Source organism: Achromobacter sp. FW305-C-28 (assembly GCF_058783235.1).
The window spans coordinates 20541-38472 of record NZ_JBYSYL010000002.1; the positions used below are offsets into that span (position 1 = coordinate 20541).

Annotated in this window: 16 protein-coding genes; 8 read left to right on the forward strand and 8 right to left on the reverse strand. The window is 66.4% G+C overall.

Going from position 1 to position 17932, the window contains the following annotated elements; all coding sequences use genetic code 11:
- Positions 1-18 precede the first annotated feature (18 nt).
- Positions 19-1794: an IlvD/Edd family dehydratase gene (locus AC3WMR_RS05040; RefSeq protein ID WP_492263920.1), complete on the reverse strand. Its 1776-nt coding sequence runs from the start codon at positions 1792-1794 to the stop codon at positions 19-21.
- A gap of 222 nt (positions 1795-2016) precedes the next feature.
- On the opposite strand from AC3WMR_RS05040, the gene AC3WMR_RS05045 reads away from it, so the two are divergent.
- Both AC3WMR_RS05045 and pdeR read left to right on the forward strand, forming a co-directional pair.
- On the forward strand, positions 2017-3012 hold the full coding sequence (locus tag AC3WMR_RS05045) for a Bug family tripartite tricarboxylate transporter substrate binding protein (RefSeq protein WP_492263919.1): 996 nt from the start codon (positions 2017-2019) through the stop codon (positions 3010-3012).
- Between the two features lie 363 nt (positions 3013-3375).
- A complete protein-coding gene (pdeR, locus tag AC3WMR_RS05050; RefSeq protein WP_492263918.1) occupies positions 3376-5373 on the forward strand; it encodes a cyclic di-GMP phosphodiesterase in 1998 nt (665 codons plus the stop codon).
- A 43-nt stretch (positions 5374-5416) separates the two neighbouring features.
- Here pdeR and AC3WMR_RS05055 read toward each other — a convergent pair whose 3' ends face one another.
- Positions 5417-6301, reverse strand: coding sequence for a crotonase/enoyl-CoA hydratase family protein (locus AC3WMR_RS05055; RefSeq protein WP_492263917.1), 885 nt, complete (start codon positions 6299-6301; stop codon positions 5417-5419).
- Between the two features lie 434 nt (positions 6302-6735).
- Between AC3WMR_RS05055 and AC3WMR_RS05060 the strand changes: the two genes are divergently transcribed.
- The 3 genes from AC3WMR_RS05060 to AC3WMR_RS05070 all read left to right on the forward strand — a co-directional run bounded on the left by AC3WMR_RS05060 (position 6736) and on the right by AC3WMR_RS05070 (position 9691).
- Complete coding sequence (locus AC3WMR_RS05060) at positions 6736-8835, forward strand: TonB-dependent receptor (RefSeq protein WP_492263916.1); 2100 nt, start codon at positions 6736-6738, stop codon at positions 8833-8835.
- 297 nt (positions 8836-9132) lie between these two features.
- Positions 9133-9378 (forward strand): type II toxin-antitoxin system RelE/ParE family toxin, encoded by a 246-nt coding sequence (locus AC3WMR_RS05065; protein ID WP_492263915.1) that lies wholly within the window; start codon positions 9133-9135, stop codon positions 9376-9378.
- Positions 9368-9691 carry a helix-turn-helix domain-containing transcriptional regulator gene (locus AC3WMR_RS05070; protein WP_492263914.1) on the forward strand — a complete coding sequence of 108 codons (324 nt, stop codon included), beginning with the start codon at positions 9368-9370 and terminating at the stop codon, positions 9689-9691. Before AC3WMR_RS05065 ends, AC3WMR_RS05070 begins: the two co-directional genes overlap by 11 nt.
- 15 nt (positions 9692-9706) lie before the next feature.
- Here AC3WMR_RS05070 and AC3WMR_RS05075 read toward each other — a convergent pair whose 3' ends face one another.
- The 4 genes from AC3WMR_RS05075 to AC3WMR_RS05090 all read right to left on the reverse strand — a co-directional run bounded on the left by AC3WMR_RS05075 (position 9707) and on the right by AC3WMR_RS05090 (position 13883).
- A complete protein-coding gene (locus AC3WMR_RS05075; protein ID WP_492263913.1) occupies positions 9707-10690 on the reverse strand; it encodes a Bug family tripartite tricarboxylate transporter substrate binding protein in 984 nt (327 codons plus the stop codon).
- Between the two features lie 209 nt (positions 10691-10899).
- Entirely contained in the window at positions 10900-11868 is a 969-nt protein-coding gene (locus AC3WMR_RS05080) for a LysR family transcriptional regulator (protein WP_492263912.1), read from the reverse strand.
- Positions 11869-11937: 69 nt separating this feature from the next.
- Positions 11938-13086, reverse strand: coding sequence for a CaiB/BaiF CoA transferase family protein (locus AC3WMR_RS05085; protein ID WP_492263911.1), 1149 nt, complete (start codon positions 13084-13086; stop codon positions 11938-11940).
- Complete coding sequence (locus AC3WMR_RS05090; protein WP_492263910.1) at positions 13083-13883, reverse strand: enoyl-CoA hydratase; 801 nt, start codon at positions 13881-13883, stop codon at positions 13083-13085. Before AC3WMR_RS05090 ends, AC3WMR_RS05085 begins: the two co-directional genes overlap by 4 nt.
- A 226-nt stretch (positions 13884-14109) precedes the next feature.
- Here AC3WMR_RS05090 and AC3WMR_RS05095 point away from each other — a divergent pair, with 226 nt between their 5' ends.
- Positions 14110-14967: a dienelactone hydrolase family protein gene (locus AC3WMR_RS05095; RefSeq protein WP_492263909.1), complete on the forward strand. Its 858-nt coding sequence runs from the start codon at positions 14110-14112 to the stop codon at positions 14965-14967.
- 11 nt (positions 14968-14978) lie between these two features.
- Here AC3WMR_RS05095 and AC3WMR_RS05100 read toward each other — a convergent pair whose 3' ends face one another.
- Positions 14979-15359 (reverse strand): tautomerase family protein, encoded by a 381-nt coding sequence (locus AC3WMR_RS05100; RefSeq protein WP_175217918.1) that lies wholly within the window; start codon positions 15357-15359, stop codon positions 14979-14981.
- Positions 15360-15443: 84 nt separating this feature from the next.
- Here AC3WMR_RS05100 and AC3WMR_RS05105 point away from each other — a divergent pair, with 84 nt between their 5' ends.
- On the forward strand, positions 15444-16301 hold the full coding sequence (locus AC3WMR_RS05105) for a LysR family transcriptional regulator (RefSeq protein WP_492263908.1): 858 nt from the start codon (positions 15444-15446) through the stop codon (positions 16299-16301).
- Between the two features lie 46 nt (positions 16302-16347).
- Here the strand turns inward: AC3WMR_RS05105 and AC3WMR_RS05110 are convergent, their stop codons facing one another.
- Positions 16348-16785 carry a rhodanese-like domain-containing protein gene (locus AC3WMR_RS05110; protein WP_492263907.1) on the reverse strand — a complete coding sequence of 146 codons (438 nt, stop codon included), beginning with the start codon at positions 16783-16785 and terminating at the stop codon, positions 16348-16350.
- A 126-nt stretch (positions 16786-16911) separates the two neighbouring features.
- Between AC3WMR_RS05110 and ftrA the strand changes: the two genes are divergently transcribed.
- The gene (gene ftrA, locus AC3WMR_RS05115) at positions 16912-17919 is read left to right on the forward strand and encodes a transcriptional regulator FtrA (protein WP_492263906.1); all 1008 of its coding nucleotides are present in this window, start codon (positions 16912-16914) and stop codon (positions 17917-17919) included.
- Positions 17920-17932: the final 13 nt, after the last annotated feature.

Sequence of the window (17932 nt, forward strand, 5' to 3'; positions counted from 1 at the left end):
GCGGGGCAGGGAGCAGGGTTATTTCTTGGGCACCGTATCCCGCGTGACCCCGGCGCGCAGGAAGTCGAAATCGACGCCCTGGTCGGCCTGCGTGACGGTCTGCAGGAACAGCTTGCGGTAGCCGCGGTCGGCGGTGGGGCGTTCGACCGGGCTGGCCGCCATGCGGCGGGCCAGCTCGGCCTCGTCCACCAGCAGCGCGATTTCACGCTGCGCCACCGACAGGCGTATACGGTCGCCATTTTGCACGTAGGCCAGCGGGCCGCCAATCGCGGCCTCGGGCGTGACGTGCAGCACGATGGTGCCGGCCGCCGTGCCGCTCATGCGGCCGTCGGAAATGCGCACCATGTCCTTGACCCCGGCGCGCGCCAGCTTCTTGGGAATCGGCATGTAGCCGGCTTCGGGCATGCCCGGCGCGCCGGTGGGGCCGATGCGCTTGAGCACCAGCACGTCGTCGGCGGTCACGTCCAGCGCCTCGTCGTCGATGCGGCGGGCCATGTCCTCGGCGTCTTCGAATACCACCGCGCGGCCTTCGTGTTCCATCAGCTTGGGGTTGGCGGCCGACTGCTTGATGATGGCGCCGCCCGGGGCCAGGTTGCCGCGCAGCACGGCCAGGCCGCCCACGGGGTAGATCGGGTCGGCGGCGCTGCGTATCACGTCCTGCTTGAAGGGGGCGGGGGCGTCGTCCAGTTCCTCGCCCAGGGTGCGGCCCGATACCGTCAGGGCGTCCAGGTGCAGGAAGGGGCGCAGCTCGCGCAGCAGGGCGGGCATGCCGCCGGCATGGTGGAAGTCTTCCATGTAGTGCTGGCCCGAGGGCTTCAGGTCCACCAACACCGGGGTCTCGCGGCTGATGCGGTCCAGGCCCGCCAGGTCGATGTCGATGCCCAGGCGGCCGGCGATGGCGGTCAGGTGGACGATGCCGTTGGTCGAGCCGCCGATGGCCAGCAGCACGCGCAGCGCATTCTCGATGGACTTGCCGGTCAGGATCTGGTCGGGCGTCAGGCGCGAAGCGGCCATGGCGACGGCGGTCGCGCCGGTGCGCTCGGCCACGCGGACCCGGTCGGCCGTGACGGCGGGGGCCGATGCGCCGCCCGCCACCATCATGCCCAGCGCTTCGGTGATGCAGGCCATGGTGCTGGCCGTGCCCATGACCGAACAGGTGCCGACGCTGGCCACCAGCTGGTTGTTGACGTCGGCGATCTCGGGCGCATCGATCTCTTCGGCGCGGTAGCGGCCCCAGTAGCGGCGGCAGTCGGTGCAGGCGCCCACGCGTTCACCGCGATGCGAGCCGGTCAGCATGGAACCGGTCACCAGCTGGATCGCCGGCACGCCGGCGGATGCGGCGCCCATCAGCTGCGCGGGCACGGTCTTGTCGCAGCCGCCGATCAGCACCACGGCATCCATGGGCTGGGCGCGGATCATTTCCTCGGTGTCCATGGACATGAGGTTGCGCAGGTACATGCTGGTGGGCTGCGAGAAGCTCTCGTGCACCGAGATGGTGGGGAAGTCCATCGGCAGGCCGCCGGCCAGCATCACGCCGCGCTTGACCGCTTCGATCAGCTGCGGCGCGTTGCCGTGGCAGGGGTTGTAGCTGCTGCCGGTGTTGACGATGCCGATGATGGGGCGCGACAGCGCGTCGTCGGACAGGCCCGCGCCCTTGATGAAGGCCTTGCGCAGGAACAGGGAAAAGCCGATGTCGCCGTAGTTGGTCAGCCCGCGCGCCACGCCGCGCGACTGCGCGCCGTCGCTGTCGAAGGGGCCTTTGGCGGGCTTGCCGCCCTGGGTGTCGTCCGTCATTTTTGTTCCCGATAATATTATTGATAATCCAGGGGCATGATCATATCCAGCCTTTGAAAGTCGCCGCAAGCGGTTTCAGCAGGATTTTTTATTGATCAAAATAAACGATCAGTCGATAGAAAAATTCTGATTCATCTATCAAGTGTCGGCTCCTACACTGGCGCGGTTGACGAGCCGGGCGTCCGTTTCATTCCTATACTCATCCCGGCAGGAGACCTACCCATGTCCGACCTGCGCCTGCGGCCCCGCCGCGCCTTGCTGCTTTCCCTGCTGGCCGTCTGCGCCGGCGCCGCGACCCCGGCGATGGCTGCCGATGCGTACCCCGACAAGCCCATCCGCCTGATCGTGCCGTACCCGCCCGGAGGCGCCACCGACGTGATCGGCCGCGTGCTGGCGCAGGAACTGACCGGCGCGCTGGGCCAGTCGGTGATCGTGGAAAACCGCGCGGGCGCGGCCGGCAACATCGGCGCCGACCAGGTGGCCAAGGCGCAACCCGACGGCTACACGCTGCTGATGGGCGCGCTGACCAGCCATGCCATCAACGCCGCGCTGTACCGCGGCCGGGTCACGTACGACGTGGAAAAGAGCTTCGCGCCGGTATCCATCGTGGGCACGGTGCCGCTGGTGTTCGTGGTCAACCCGACGGTGCAGGCCAATAATCTGCAGCAGCTGATTGCGCTGGCCAAGTCGCGCCCGGGCTACGTCACCATGGCCTCGGCCGGCAACGGTTCGCCGCAGCACCTGGCCGGTGAAATGTTCAAGCGCGCCGCTGGCGTGGACATCCTGCACGTGCCCTACAAGGGCAGCGGCCCGGCCATGACCGACCTGATGGGCGGCCAGGTGCTGAGCATGATCGAAACCGTGCCGGCCTCGCAAGCCAGCATCAAGGCCGGCAAGCTGCGCGCGCTGGCGGTGACGTCGCCGCAGCGCGTCGAAGCCTTGCCCGATGTGCCCACCGCGGCCGAGGCCGGCCTGAAGGACTTCGAAGTCAGCTCCATGTTCGGCATCGTCGCGCCCGCCAACACCCCGGCGCCGGTCATCGACCGCCTGAATGGCGAGTTGAAGAAGATCCTGGCCAAGCCCACGGTCAAGGCGTCGCTGCTGAACCAGGGCGCCATCGCCGAATGGACCAGCCCGGCCGATGCCCGCGCCCGCGTGTCGGCCGAACTGGCTCGCTGGACCAAGGTCATCGACGAAGCCGGCGTCAAGCCGGAATAAACCGGCGCTTCTGTCGGAAAACAGGGCGGCATGCTGGGATGCCGCCCGTTAGCGGCCCCCCGGCATCCGGCGGGCCGCATTGTTGCGTCTGCCGGATGCCGTTTTTGCGCCACATGCCAAAAATAGTCACAAATTTTCGGCGTTATTGTTTGCGTGCATTGCGGTGCAGCACGCAACGGACATGAAGATTGGGATAGATTGAGGAATCATTCATAGCGCCGGTGTCCGGCAGGCCCGCACACTCGCCCACTATATTGAAATATTCCGCAATACAGCATCGGCGCCGGTCCGCCGGGTGGTTGACCCCAAACTGACTACACCGTAATGTTCTTTGCAGCCTTCCTAGGACGGCGGGGGACTCCAATGACTGAGACTCAGGACGAAAAGTCGATCCTGTACCTGCATTTCGGTACGCCTAGCCCGTATTGGAGGCTGGCGGCCGACAGCGATGCGATCGAACTATCCGCCGTCAAGGGCGCCACCAACATTGCCATGGCGCTGCAGCCCGAGCAGGCGCAAGCCATACGCGCCCTGACCGGCATCACCTCAAGCCTGCGTATCGACATCTCGCTGTACGGCGAGCCGGTACGTTTGCACCTGGTCGGCCGCAAGATCAACCCCATCGAATGGGCCGGCACCGCGTCGGCCCACACCGATACCGATTCGGTCGCGCGCGACCTGGTCGAAGGCCTCTCGTTCGCCGAGACCGTGGTGTCCGAAGCCAATTCGGTCATCGTCATCGTCGACCAGCACGGCCGCGTGCAGCGCTTCAACAAGGTCAGCGAGGAATACACCGGCAAGCGCGAACAGGACATCGTCGGGCGCAGCGTGTTCGACATGTTCATGACGCGCGAAGAGGCCGCGGCCTCGCGCCGCAACATCGCCGAGTTCTACAAGCGTGGCCAGTCGTACGAGGTCGAACGGCTGATCAACACCGTCAAGGGCCCGCGCCTGTTCCTGTTCCGCAACAAGTTCGTCACCAGCGGCAGTGGCGAAAAGCGCGTCTACCTGATCTGCTCGGGCACCGACATCACCGAAGAACGCCAGGCGCAGGAGCGCCTGCGGGTGCTGGCCAACACCGACATGCTGACCAACCTGCCCAACCGCCACGCCATCACGGCGCGGTTGCAGGCGGCGCTGGCCGAAGGCGAGGGCGCCAGCGGCGGCGTGCTGTTCCTGGACCTGGACAATTTCAAGCGCATCAACGACCACTACGGCCACGGCTTTGGCGACCGCCTGCTCAAGTCGGTGGCAGTGGCCATTTCCAGCTGCCTGTCGCCGGGCCAGACGCTGGCGCGGCTGGGCGGCGACGAATTCATCGTGCTGCAGGAAGGCGCGCAGGCCTGGCAGCTGGAAGCCACCGCCGAGCGCATCATCGAACGCCTGCGCGAGCCGTTCCGCCAGGAGCTGATCGAGGTCTACACCAGCTGCTCGATCGGCATCGCCATGTACCCGCAGCACGGCGAAGACCTGGACAGCGTGGTGCGCAGCGCCGACATCGCCATGTACGTGGCCAAAGAGGCCGGCCGCCACACGTACCGCGTGTTCCAGCCCGACATGGACCGCCGCAACGCCGACTACGTCTGGCTGGACACCAACCTGCGCAAGGCGTTGGCCGAAGGCCACCTGATGCTGTATTACCAGCCCAAGCTGGCCGGCCGCGGCGGCGACGTCGACAGCGTCGAAGCCTTGCTGCGCTGGCGCTCGCCGGAACGCGGCATGATCTGCCCCAGCGTCTTCATTCCCTACGCCGAGGAATCCGGCCTGATCTCGCAATTGGGCGTCTGGGTGATGCGCGAGGCCGCGCGCCAGGCCGCGGCCTGGAAGCGCGATGGCCTGAACCTGCGCGTGGCCGTCAACATGTCGGCGCGCCAACTGGATGACAAGGGCGTGGTCAGCGAATTCATGCGGGCGGTCAGCGATGCCGGGCTGGATCCCTGCCTGCTCGACATCGAACTGACCGAAAGCTGCCTGATCGAAGACGAAGTCGCCGCGATCGAGCTGATGAAGCAGTTCCGCCAACTGGGCGCGCGAGTGCACCTGGATGACTTCGGCACCGGCTATTCGTCGCTGTCGCAGCTGGCGCGCATTCCGCTGGACGCGATCAAGCTGGACGCCAGCTTCGTGCGCGGCGTGAACGAGAACCCGGTGTCGCAGGCATTGGCACGGGCCATCGTGGCCGTGGCCCGCACGCTGGAACTGAAGGTGATCGCCGAAGGCGTGGAAACCCAGGAGGAAACCGCCTTCCTGGATACGCTGGGCGTGGACGCCAAGCAGGGCTACCTGTACGCCAAGCCGATGCCGGCGGCGGAATTCACCGCCTGGCTGGCGCAGCGGCGCCGGCTGCACCTCATCGCCTGACGCCGTGCGTGGCGGCGGGCAGGCCCGCCGCGGCCTGCCCCTTTCAATGCATCGTCGCGTCCAGCGTCGTCTCGGCGCCGCCGGCCGAACGCCGGTTCTGCGCCATCACCAGCCGTTCCATATAGGCCCGGTCCTTCGGGTCGATCATGAAGGCGGCGTCCACCCAGTCTTCGGTGATGTCCATCAGCTCTGACCGCGTCAGCTGCAGCACGCGCTGGCGCGCCCGCAGCATGGCGCGCATGCCGTTGAGCTTGGGCCGCATCACGTCGATGAAGGTGCGGGTGGCCTTGTAGGCGTCGCCCGGCTCGAACACCACGTCCACCAGGCCGCGGGCCTGGAACCATTCGGCGGTGTGCGATTCGCCCGAGCCGATCAGTTCCTCGGCCAGCTTCATGCCCGAGCGCCGCGCGACCAGCGAATAGCCGCCCATGCCGGGGAACAGGTTGAACGCCATTTCGGGGAAGCCCATGCGGGCGTTGTTCTGCGCCAGCACGAAGTGGTGCGCCAACGCCGCCTCGAAGCCGCCGCCCAGGGCCGTGCCTTCGATCATAGCCAGCGACACGGCGCCGGTGTCAAAGCCGCGCGTGGCCGCGTGCACGCAATCCACGCAAGCGCGCGCATAGGCGCGCAGCGCCTCGCGCTTGCCCGTGCGGATGGCTTCGGCAAAGAAGTTCAGGTCGCCGCCCACGTTGTAGATCTGCGGCACCAGCGAACCGGTGACCCAGAAGTCGATGGGCAGGCCCGAGTCCTTGGCGGCGCGCGCCAGGGTCATGATTTCGTCGATCAGTTCATGGTTAAAGCAGGGGCGCGGCTGGGCGCGCAGCATCATCCACATGACGCGTCGTCCTTCTTCGTAGAACGCGGAGACTTGCTTCAGAGTGCCTGCGGCGGTGAAGGGATGGCAATCCGGATGAATGAGTTGATTCATTAGCTTTCGTCCAATCGATCAAGGTGAGTCGGAGTACTGCGGGGCCAGCCTAAACCAGCTGGCGCCCAGTCCCTCTCATGCAAACCTCGTTCGGCCGGCCAGAGTTCTCTGTAGTGCAAACATCCGAGTGATTGTTGGGAAAACTTTGCATCGGCGGCGCCCGATCATGCACGTGGATGACGTGCGCCTCGTCAATGCGGATGAGGACCGTCGCGAATTCGCGAGGATCGGCGTTGCCGCGATGCGGGGCCGCGGCCTCATGCAAAAGGAGGGGGCAGACGCTTGTGGCCGCGTGCTGCGGCGGTGCGAACGAGGCCTCGTTGTGACGCTGCAACAGAAATCAGGGAATCCCATTAAATGCGAATAATCTCATTTACTAATAAGATTCATTATCGATATCATCGCGGCTCGATAAAACCTGCATACTGCTCGCGATGTCTTCGTTTCCTGTTCCGCGCGCCCTGATCCTGGGCGCCGCGTTTGCCTTGCCATTCCCTTTTTCTGCCCTTGCCGCCGAGCCGGCGCAGCTGGCGCCCATCAGTGTCGAAGGCGCCAATGCGGATGACCCCCGTCTGCCCGAAACGTCCACCGCCACCCGCACCCAGACCCCGGCCCGCTACGTGCCGCAGGCCATCGACAGCGTCAAGGTCGAGAACCTGCAGAACTACGGCATCCGCACGCTGGGCGACGCCCTGGCCGGCATACCCAACGTCACCAACGCGCAGGACACGCGCTTTGACTCGCTGCGCATCCGCGGCTTTGACGCCAGCAACGACTTCTACCTGGACGGCATCCGCGACGACAGCCAGTACGTGCGCGACCTGCACAACATCGAACGGATCGACGTGCTGAAGGGCCCGGCGGCGGTGCTGTATGGCCGCGGCAGCCAGGGCGGCATCGTCAACCGCGTCAGCAAGGCGCCGCAGCCGGGCCGCGAATCCACCTTCGAAGCCCAGGCCGGCAGCTGGGACCTGCGCAGTGTCTACGGCGACCTGAGCGCCGACCCCACCGACCACGTCAGCGTGCGCCTGAACATCGGCCAGGAAGAGACCAACAGCTTTCGCCACAAGATCGGCGGCACCCGCCAACTGGTCGCACCGTCGCTGAACTGGCGCATCACGCCTGACCTGGACTGGCTGGTGCAATACGAATACAGCCGCTACGACCGCACCCCCGACCGCGGCATTCCCAGCGTCAACGGCCGCCCCGCCGACGTGGGCCGCAGCACCGTCTACGGCAACCCCGACCGCGATTACATTGACGACCGCGCACAATCGTTCCGTTCGCGCCTGACGTACGCGCTGGCTCCGGGCTGGCAACTGCGCTACACGCTGGCCGTTTTCGCGCTGGACAGCGAGTTCGACAACACCTACCTGACGGGCTACAACGCCGCCACCCGCAAGGTCGCGCGCACCCGCTGGCAGCAGGACCTGTCCACCCGCAACCTGACCAACAACCTGGAAACCGAAGGTCTGTTCCATACCGGCAGCATCGAACACCGTGTGCTGTTCGGCGTCGAACTGGCCAATCAGGACCGTTCGCCCAAGCTCTACACCACCGCCACCCGCGGCCCCGGCGCGCAGGCCGTGCCGTCGCTGGACTTGTACGACCCCGACCTGTCGCAGCAGCACAATGGCGCCATGGCGATCAGCAGCGACGCGCGTCACAAGGTCAAGAGCCAGGGCTACTACGTGCAGGACCAGATCAAGCTGGACGACGCCTGGCAGGTGCTGCTGGGCCTGCGCATGGACCGCTTCAGCATCGATTCCACCAACCGCCTGCTGGACGCCTCGGCCAACCGCGACAGCCACGGCCTGAGCCCGCGCGCCGGGGTGGTGTGGACGCCGGTGCGCGACCATTCCTTCTACGCCTCGTACAGCAAGACGTTCTCGCCCACGGGCGGCGGCACCATCGGCATCACGCCGAACGCGCGCGGCAACACCAACGACCTGGACCCGGAACACACGCGACAGTACGAAGTCGGCGTCAAGAGCGACTGGCTGGACGGCCAGTTGAGCACCACGCTGGCCCTGTATCAGCTGGAGCTCTACAACCGCCGCACCACCGATCCGGTGGACCCGACCATCGTGCTGCTGACCGGCCTGCAACGTTCGCGCGGCATCGAGCTGACGGCGGCCGGGCGGCTGACGGGCAACTGGTACCTGCGCGGCGGCATCGGCCTGCAGAACGCAGCCATCGTCGAAGACAACAACGGCCTGGCCGGCAACCGCGTCAACAACGTGGCGCGGCGCAACGGCAGCGTGTTCCTGACCTACAAGCCGGCCGAGGGCCTGTACGGCGAAACCGGCCTGACCTTCGTCGGCCAGCGCTACGCCGACAACGCCAACTCGGCCGTGCTGCCCGGCTACGCCACCTGGGACGCGCTGGTCGGCTATCGCACCGGCCGCTGGGACTGGCGCCTGGCCGTGCGCAACATCACCGACAAGGGTTATTACGCCTCGGCCACCAGCGCCGGCCAGATCCTGGTGGGCGAACCGCGCACGGTGGTGGCGACGGCGCAGTATCGCTTCTGATCGTACGGTTCCGGCAAGACGAACGGGCGCTTCGGCGCCCGTTTTTTTCGTGTTCAGTTCGACGAGTCTGCGTTCGGAGGGGCGGGCGTCAGTGACGAAATGCTCTCTCTTCTCTTAGCAACTAAGACAAGGGTGCTCTATGTTGGCGAGCGATGGCACGTGGGCCATGCCAACTTGACTGAAATTCGTTTATTGACGAAAATTGTATGTACCAGATCGATCACTATCTCACTGCCGACAAGCTCAAGAATCCCTATATAGTCTGGCTGCAGGGGCTTGCGGAATGCGTCGGCCAAAATGGCGATCTTGCGCCGAATCATGCGGCTGGAGAAAGGCAATTTCGGCGACCATCGCTTTTGCCGTGATGGGGTCTGGGAACTGCGTATCGATGTGGGGCCAGGTTCTCGCGTTTATTACGCATTGACGGGACACCGCCTGGTGCTGCTGCTGGCTGGCGGCAATAAGCGGACGCAAGACGCCGATATCGCTTGTGCGGTGGAGTACTGGCGGGATTGGCAACGGAGAACAGACGATGAGAAGTAAGCCTAATGACCAGGCGATGGCCGAGATGTACCGCGATGACCCAGCCTTTGCGCTGGAACTGGTCAATCAGATTCTCGCGGATGGAGATCAGGAAGAATTGCTTATCGTGCTGCGCCAGATGGCGTTGGCTTTCGGCGGTATGCAGATGGTGGCTGAACAGGCTCGGCTGAATCCGACTCAGCTTTATCGCACCTTGTCGCCCAAAGGTAATCCCGCCCTGAGCAGTCTGCTCGCCATCCTCCGAGCGATGGGGCTGCGGCTGGCCGTGGCACCCCTTGCGCAGGCGGCCTCCGCCCCGGTCAGAAGGGGCTGAGGCCGTGCACTGGACTTACTGCGGCTCGATCTTCGCGTCGATTGCCCGTTGGGTCCAGATCTGGCGTTGCGATTGGGCAAACGCCTGGTGTTCGGCCAGCGTATTGGGCGCGACCTGCATGCCCAGGGTCTCGAATTTCGTCGTGCTGTCGGGTTCCTGCAGGATCTGCGTGATTTCCCGGTTCAGGCGTTCGACCACGGGGGCAGGCGTGCCTTTCGGGGCCGCCACGCCGACCCACACCACCAGGTCGAAATTCTTGTAGCCCAGCTCGGCCAGCGTCGGCACCGCGGGAAAGTCCTTGGACCGCGCCTGGCCCGTGAAGGCAATGCCGCGCAGCTTGCCGCTGTGCATGAACGACGTCACGACCGACAGGTCGGCGAACAGGTAGTCGACGTGGCCGCCCAGCAGGTCGGTGACGGCGGGGGGCTGGCTCTTGTAGGGCACGGCGTTGGCGGCGGCACCGGCCACGCTGTTGAAGGTGGCGCCAGCGATCTGGCTGGTGGGCGAGCCGTAGGCGTAGTTCAGCGGCTTGTCGCGGGTTGCCTGGACCAGCTTGGACACCGAGTCGTAGGGCGAATCTTCGCGCACCACCAGCATCATCGGGATGGTGGCGATACGGATGACGTGGATGAAATCGCCCGTCGGGTCATAGGGCAGCTTGCGAAACAGGGCTGGCGTGGCCGAGTGGGTCGAGCTGCTGGTCAGGATTAGCGTGTAGCCGTCGGCGGTAGCGCGGGCGGCGGTCGACGAGCCGATGGTGCCCGAGGCGCCGGGCTTGTTCTCGATGACGATCGGCACGCCCAGGCGCGGGCCGAGCTTTTCGGTCAGGATGCGCGCGCTGGTGTCGGTGGCGCTGCCGGGCGAGAACGGCACGACGATGGTGATGGGCTTGCTGGGGTAGGCGTCTTCGGCCTGGGCGGCGCTGGCGAAGGCGGCCAGGGCCAGGGCGCAGGCGGCGGCGAACAGGCGCGGGTGGCTGCGGTCCGCAATGGGGGTCATGAAAGTCTCCTGTGTTTTTCTTGGGGCCCGGCCGTGCGTCGAACCGTGTGCGGGTGGTCCGCGCCGGATCGCCTGCGGGTCGTCCAGGCCTGCGCCATGATGCGGCCGCCCGGCTTATCCCAACAAGGGACTAATTTTCATAGACCTATTCCGTATCCCGATAAGTGGCGGGTCTTGCGGCGGTGCCGCGGCGGCAAGGCCGGCCGATGTCAGCCGTTGTCCGACGCGCTGACCGAAGCGCCGTCTGGCGCCTCATCGAACCGCGTCGGATCCGGCGCGGCCTCGCGGGCCTGCAACGTCGTTTCCAGGCTGGCCAGAAAGGCGCTGGCGGCCAGCGGCAGGCGGGCGTTGTGGCGCTGGATCAGCCACAGCGCATGCCCACGCTGGCCCGCACCGCCAATAGGTGCGGTGCGCAGGCCCAACTGGCGGGCAAAGGCGCAGACGTAGCCGGGCACCACGGTGATGCCCACGCCGGCGCGCACCAGGTTCAGTACCGATGTCAGCATGCCGGCCTCGATGCCCGAGCGAAACTGCAGATCCAGTTCGCCACTGATGCGGTCCACGGCGCGGCGCACGCTGTAGACGTTGCGCAGGGTGATGTGTTCATACGCGGCCAGGTCGGCCCAGCGCACGCTTTTCTTGCGCGCCAGCGGGTGGTCGGGGGCGCAGACGGCGTGCATCGCGTCGCGGTAGATCACCCGGGCGGCCAGGCCGTCGCCTGCGATCTCGGTGGACACGATGCCGAAGTCGGCGTGGCCGTGGCGCACGTGTTCGATGGTTTCGTCCGTGTTCAGCTCGAACAGGTCCAGCTTCACGCCCGGATGGCTGCGGTGGTAGCGCGCGATCACGTTGCCCAAGAGGCCCACCATCATCATCGGCGAGCAGGCCACGCCCACCGTGCCGCGCTCCAACGCCCGCATGCCGGACATGCTGCGTTCGGCGGCGCGCACGGTGCCCAGGATTTCCTGGGCATAGGCGTAGAAGTCGGCCGCCCCTTCGCATGGCGTGACGCTGCGGGTCGATCGCTCGAACAGCGGCTGGCCGACCTCGGCTTCCAGTTCGGCGCACAGCTTGCTGACGGCCGATTGCGTGATGAAGGCCGCGCGGGCGGCGGCCGTGAAGCTGCGCAATTCATACAGCGCGCAGAACGCGCGCAACTGCTTCAAAGTGATATTCATGGTCGGGGCGGGCAGGGGATACGCTTGCGGCGGGCCGGGGGCGGCAGATGTCGTCGCACCCCGGCAGGCCTATTGCCGACCCAGCATATCCCGATCCGCGTCCTGGCGTGGCGCCAGGCTGCGAATCGACCCCGGCGTACGCGAAAAACGCACCGGAATGGACGTGGCCGTCAGGGTGCCCTCGGTGGGGTGCTCGACCTGCTGGAAAAAGCCCGTGGCGGCCAGGTGCGGGTCGTCGAACAGGGCGTCGGGCGTATTGACCCGGGAATGCGGGATGTCGGCATCGGCCAGCCGCGCCAACCAGTCGTCCGTGGTGCGCAAGGCCACGATGGCGGCCAGGTCGGCGTACAGCGCATCGAAGTGGCGGGCGCGGGCGGGCGGACTGGCGTAGCGTGGGTCGGCGGCCAGGTCGGCACGCCCGGCCAGCGCAAAGAAGCGCTGCCATTGCGCATCCGTATAGGGCAGCAGCGCCAGATGGCCGTCCAGGGTGCGGTAGGGCCGGCGTTCGGGCGACAGTACCCGGCGGTAGCCCATGTCGCCGCGCGGCGGGTCGAAGGTGCGTCCGCCCATATGCTCGATCAGCGTGAACGACACCAGCGTCTCGAACATGGGCACCTCGATGGCCTGGCCGCGCCCGGACTTCTCGCGTTCGTACAGCGCCATCGGAATCGCATAGGCCAGGGTCAGCCCGGCCACCTTGTCGGCCATGATGGTGTTGATATAGGCGGGCGCACCGCTGTTGCGGCCTTGCAGGTCGGCCAGGCCGCTCATGGCCTGGATGATGTCGTCGAAGGCGGGCTGCGCGGCGTACGGCCCATCCTGGCCAAAACCCACCGCCGAACAGTAGATCAGCCTCGGGTTGCGGGCGCAGAGGCTGGCGGCGTCCAGCCCCGCCCGCGCCAGCGCGCGCGGCCGCACGTTCGAGATGAACACGTCGGCGCCGTCGACCAGTTCCAGCAGGCGCTGGCGGTCGTCGGGCTGCTTGGCGTCCAGCGTGACGCTGCGCTTGTTGCGGTTCAGGTTCAGGTACACCGCGCCCATGCCGGGCGAGGCGGCCGGCACCGAGGCCCGGAACACGTCGCCGTCCGGGGACTCGACCTTGATGACGTCGGCCCCCATGTCGCCCAGGATCTGCGTGGCGTACGGGCCCATGCCGACCGAGGTCATGTCCACCACCCGCACGCCGGCCAGCGGGCCGGTGGCCGGGGCGGCGGTCATTGCGCCTCCGGGGCGCGCTTGCGCGCCAGGAAGGGCGCCATGTGACGGCGCGGCTCGTCGGTAGTGAAGGCGTTGCCGAAGGCGTCGACGCTGCGGTCCAGCCCGGCTTCAAGGGTGGACGTTTCCCAATAGCGCAGCAGCGCCTTTTGCGAACGCACGGCCAGCGGTCCGCTGGCGGCGATGGGGCCGACGGTGCGTTCCACCAGGGCGTCCAGCGCCTCGGCGCCAGGTTCGCACAGGAATTGCAGGAAGCCCCAGCGCAGCGCCTGGTCGGCGTCGACGGTGGCACCGGTCAGCAGCAGCCAGTTCGTGGCACCCGGACCGATCAGGGCGGGCAGCAGCACGGCGTGGATGACCGACGGAATGCCGACATGCACTTCCGGCATGCCGAACACGCCATCGCGCGACCCCAGGCGGATGTCGCAGGCCGCGGCCAGTTCCATGCCGGCGCCCAGGCAGAAGCCGGGCAGGCGGGCAATGGTGGGCACCGGCACGTCGCGCACGGCGTCGCACAGGCGGCGCAGGTTGGTGATGAAGGCGCGGCCGCCGGCCGGGTCCAGTTCGGCCATTTCATAGATGTTGGCGCCGCCGACGAAGGCCTTGTCGCCGCTGCCGCGGATGACCAGCGCGCGGGCGTCGGGCTGCGCGGCGATCCAGCGCACGGCCTCGGTCAGGCCCAGGGTGACGGGCGTGGCCAGGATATTCAGGCTCTTGGCATCGTGGATCTGCAAGGTGTACACGCCGCGCTCGTCGCGCTGGACGAGGCTGTGGGCAAAGGCGGGAATGGGGGCGGTCATGGCAATGTCTTTTTCGTGGAATCGTTGGCGTTGCCAGCCATCCTAGGCCCGGTCGTTGATCACGACAAACAAGTAATTTTCATGGAATAAGTCTGAAGTGGAATGAATCGGCGGGGCGGGTTCACGGTAATGGCGATCCGGCCGCGGCGGGAGTAGTCTTGCCGCTACCCGGGCGACGAGCCTGTTCACGACGAGGGTCTACATGGGTGCTTTGACAAGAATCGCAATGATCGCAAGCGTGGGTCTGCTGACGGCCTGCGCCGCGCCGCCGCCCAGGCAGGCCGCCAACGAAAGCATCCAGAAAGTCCCCGTCAAGGTCGCGCTGGAAAACGGCGGCATGGCCTCGGGCGATCTGGTGGTGACCGTGTTCACGCCCGCCGGTGCCGGCAAGCATCCGCTGATCGTCATCAACCATGGCCGGGCGGGCGACCCGGTCGGCCGGGCCAAGCTGGGCCGGGCGCGCTATACGGCGGCCTCGCAATTCTTCGCGAACGCGGGCTTCGTGGTGGCCGTGCCGGTGCGCCTGGGCTACGGCGCTACCGGCGGCCCCGACCTGGAAAACAGCGGCCCCTGCGGCGACCGGCGCTTCACCCCCATGTTCGACCGGGCCGCCAGCCAGATCAGCCAGGTGGTGCAGGCAATGTCGCAACGCCCGGACGTGGACGCCTCGCGCATCGTCGTGATGGGCCAGTCGGTGGGCGGAGGCTCCACTGTGGCGCTGGCGGCCCAGAATCCCCCCGGGGTCAAGGCCGCCATCAACTTCGCAGGCGGGGCAGGCGGCGACCCCGTGCGATCGCCCGGCAAGCCTTGCGGGCCGGATCGGTTGCAGGCCACCTACGCCGCCTATGGCCAGTCGACTCGCCTGCCGATGCTATGGATCTACACCGAAAACGACCTGTACTGGGGTGCCGACTGGCCCAAGCAGTGGGTCGCCGCCTACAACCAGGCAGGCGGCCACGCCACGTTTGTGCCGATGGGGCCGGATGGCGAGAACGGGCATAGCCTGTTTACCCATTCGCCGCAGAAGTGGAAGCCGATCGTGGCAAAGTTCTTGCGCGAGCAGGGGTTTTCGATGGGGGAGTAGCGGGCAGGTGATCAGGCATATTGCGCGAGGCCATTGCCCATCGACCAATTCTCTTTCGCCACCTCCACCAGATTCACGAACACGTCCTCAGGGCGAATGCCTGGGCTTTCGGCGAGCAGTTCCGCCGTCCGCGCAAACAGCGCCTTCTTTTGTTCCAGGGTGCGGGTGTTGTTGGCGGTGATCTGGATGAACACCAGGTCATCGCTACGCGCAACGCCCAGGTACGACTTGCCATAGCGGAAGTCCGCCGCGTCATGTTGGGTAATGGTCATGAACTGGTCGTCTTCGGGAACGTTGAAGGTGTCACGCAGCGCGCGATAGACGCTGTCGAAGATGGCCTGTCTGTAGGCGTCGCTCTTTCCGGTGCGCATTGAGATATGAACGAGTGGCATGTTGGGGCTCTCCTTAGGTTGGGCCGCTCCATACTAATCATTCTGATAAGCTATGGATGTTTATTTCAACGATAAATATCTGAAATGACTGCGCATTCGCTTGACCTCGATGCCGTGAAGGCCTTCGTCCGCATCGTAGAGCTGGGAAGCTTTACCCGGGCGGCCGAGGCAATGCAGACGACGCAGGCCGGCATCAGCCTGAAGCTCAAGCGGCTGGAAGACCGGCTGGATACCCGGCTGATCGAGCGCACGCCCCGGTATGTCGAGCTATCCGCAAGCGGGGCAATGTTTCTTGAACATGCGCGTGAACTGCTGGCGGCCCATGACCGCGCCCTGGCGGCATTTTCCAGCGCTCGGCAACGCATCACGGTCGGCATCAGCGATCACGTTGCGGGACCGGAACTGCCTGCGCTGATCGCCCGCATGAACGCGCAAGATCCCGAGTTGTTGATCGACATCCGGATCGGCTCGTCCGGCGACCTGCTGCAAAGCTTCGACCGTCGCGAACTCGACACGGTCATTGTCCGTTTGAATGCCGGCCGCAGCGATGGGACCCTGATTACCGAAGAAAAACTGGGCTGGTTCGCCGCGCCGGGCTGGCAATACCGGGCCGACGAACCCCTGCCGCTTGCGACCCTGGCAGAGCCCTGCGGGGTTCGTGCGCTGGCCGCCAGTCTTCTGGATGCCGCGCACGTTCCCTGGCGAGAAGTCTTTGTCGGCGGCGGCGTGGCGGCCGTCGCGGCGGCGGTCATGGCGGGACTGGGCGTAGCCGCGCTGGCGCCGAGGATGCTGCCATTCGGCGCCGTGGATATCGGCGCGAAACTCGGGCTGCCCGAATTGCCGTCTCTGCCCGTCATGCTTCACACCCGAAGCCAGGATGCCCGCACGCAGGACGCGCTGGCCGCGCTTTCCGCCGCGTTTCGCAGCGTGGTGCGCGGGTAGCCGACGCAACCCGCCCCTGCCCGGATCGTCGTCCCGCGCCGGGCCATCAACCCGGCTGAGCGGTTTCACTGCGATGCGCCGCAACGCCCGTCTCCAGTGCGAAGCCTTCATCGAGCCACCCGGTAATCCCGCCGATCATCACCTTCACCGGCCGCCCCAGCTGGGCAAACCGTATCGCGCCCCGCGTCGCGCCGTTGCAGTGCGGCCCGGCGCAGTACGTCACAAACAGCGTATCCGCCGGGTAGTCCACGAGTTTGGACTCGACGATCTTGCCGTGCGGCAGATTCAGCGCGCCCGGCACGTGGCCGTGCGCATACAGCGCCGGGCTGCGCACATCCAGCAGCACGAAACCCGGTGCGCCGCTGGCCAGCGCGCTGGAAACGTCGGAACAATCGGTCTCGAACTGCATCGCCGCACGAAAATGGGCAAGCGCAGTTTCGCTGTGGGCGGCGGGGATGGCGGTGACGGCGTTGGGGGTCGACATGGTTGAGCTCTGCGTGAAGGGTTCGATGAACAAGGGCCTGGAAACCCGATTCCTGTGACGTCATTCTGGCCGACGGCCGCCATTGACAGTAGTGGCGTAAATGCCATTCTTCGGTAACATCACGCCATGGCTAATCATCTTGTCGTTGCGCTGGCTTACGACCGGCTCTGCACCTTCGAATTCGGCTGCGTCACCGAGCTGTTCGCGCTGGAACGCCCGGAGCTCGGCGTCGACTGGTATCGCTTCGCCGTCTGCGCCAGCGAACCGGGCCCGCTGCGGGCCGCAGGCGGCATCACGGTCGCTGCCCCTTACACACTGAAGATGCTGGATCGCGCCGATACGATCGTGGTGCCCGGCTGGCGCGACGCCGACGAATTGCCGCCCGAGCCACTGCTCAAGCGCATCCGCAGGGCCTACCAGCGCGGGGCGCGGCTGTGCTCGATCTGCTCGGGCGTGTTCGTGCTGGCCGCGGCCGGCGTGCTGGACGGCAAGACCGTGACCACCCACTGGCGCTACGCCGCCGCGCTGCAGCGGCGCTATCCGAACGTGCGGGTCGAGCCGGACGCCTTATATATAGACGAAGGCCGGATCATCACGTCGGCGGGGTCCGCCGCGGGGCTGGACATGCTGCTGCACCTGGTACGGCGCGATTACGGCGGCGCCGTGGCCAACCGGGTCGCGCAGCGGCTGGTGGTGGCGCCGCACCGGGAAGGCGGTCAGGCGCAGTTCGTGCCGCGCCCCATGCCCCTGGACGACAGCGGACGCCTGACCAGGCTGATGGACTGGATGCGTCAGCATCCCGCCTTGCCGCACACGCTGCGTTCGCTGGCGGAACGCGCGGCGATGAGCCCGCGCACGCTGCAACGGCAATTCCACGATGCCACCGGCATGGCGCCGTATGAATGGCTGGTGCGTGAACGCGTGGCAGCGGCGCGAGACATGCTGGAAGCGCAGACGGCCTTGCCGATTGGACGGATTGCGGAGCTGGCGGGGTTTGGGTCGGAGGAATCGATGCGCAGGCACTTCAGGCGTATCGTGCTGACGAGTCCCGCGGCATATCGGGATAAGTTTGGCCGGGGGGCGGCGCCGCTGAAACACGAGGGCGTCGGCGATAGACGGCTGCGCGCAACGTAGATTCCGCTGGAAA

Coding starts and splice junctions, on each gene's coding strand:
- AC3WMR_RS05040 (WP_492263920.1), bottom strand. CDS start 1,794: ATGACGGACGACACCCAGGGCGGCAAGCCCGCCAAAGGCCCCTTCGAC.
- pdeR (WP_492263918.1), top strand. CDS start 3,376: ATGACTGAGACTCAGGACGAAAAGTCGATCCTGTACCTGCATTTCGGT.
- AC3WMR_RS05080 (WP_492263912.1), bottom strand. CDS start 11,868: ATGAATATCACTTTGAAGCAGTTGCGCGCGTTCTGCGCGCTGTATGAA.
- AC3WMR_RS05085 (WP_492263911.1), bottom strand. CDS start 13,086: ATGACCGCCGCCCCGGCCACCGGCCCGCTGGCCGGCGTGCGGGTGGTG.
- AC3WMR_RS05060 (WP_492263916.1), top strand. CDS start 6,736: ATGTCTTCGTTTCCTGTTCCGCGCGCCCTGATCCTGGGCGCCGCGTTT.
- AC3WMR_RS05045 (WP_492263919.1), top strand. CDS start 2,017: ATGTCCGACCTGCGCCTGCGGCCCCGCCGCGCCTTGCTGCTTTCCCTG.
- AC3WMR_RS05075 (WP_492263913.1), bottom strand. CDS start 10,690: ATGACCCCCATTGCGGACCGCAGCCACCCGCGCCTGTTCGCCGCCGCC.
- AC3WMR_RS05105 (WP_492263908.1), top strand. CDS start 15,444: ATGACTGCGCATTCGCTTGACCTCGATGCCGTGAAGGCCTTCGTCCGC.
- AC3WMR_RS05055 (WP_492263917.1), bottom strand. CDS start 6,301: ATGAATCAACTCATTCATCCGGATTGCCATCCCTTCACCGCCGCAGGC.
- AC3WMR_RS05095 (WP_492263909.1), top strand. CDS start 14,110: ATGATCGCAAGCGTGGGTCTGCTGACGGCCTGCGCCGCGCCGCCGCCC.
- ftrA (WP_492263906.1), top strand. CDS start 16,912: ATGGCTAATCATCTTGTCGTTGCGCTGGCTTACGACCGGCTCTGCACC.
- AC3WMR_RS05070 (WP_492263914.1), top strand. CDS start 9,368: ATGAGAAGTAAGCCTAATGACCAGGCGATGGCCGAGATGTACCGCGAT.
- AC3WMR_RS05110 (WP_492263907.1), bottom strand. CDS start 16,785: ATGTCGACCCCCAACGCCGTCACCGCCATCCCCGCCGCCCACAGCGAA.
- AC3WMR_RS05100 (WP_175217918.1), bottom strand. CDS start 15,359: ATGCCACTCGTTCATATCTCAATGCGCACCGGAAAGAGCGACGCCTAC.
- AC3WMR_RS05090 (WP_492263910.1), bottom strand. CDS start 13,883: ATGACCGCCCCCATTCCCGCCTTTGCCCACAGCCTCGTCCAGCGCGAC.
- AC3WMR_RS05065 (WP_492263915.1), top strand. CDS start 9,133: ATGGCGATCTTGCGCCGAATCATGCGGCTGGAGAAAGGCAATTTCGGC.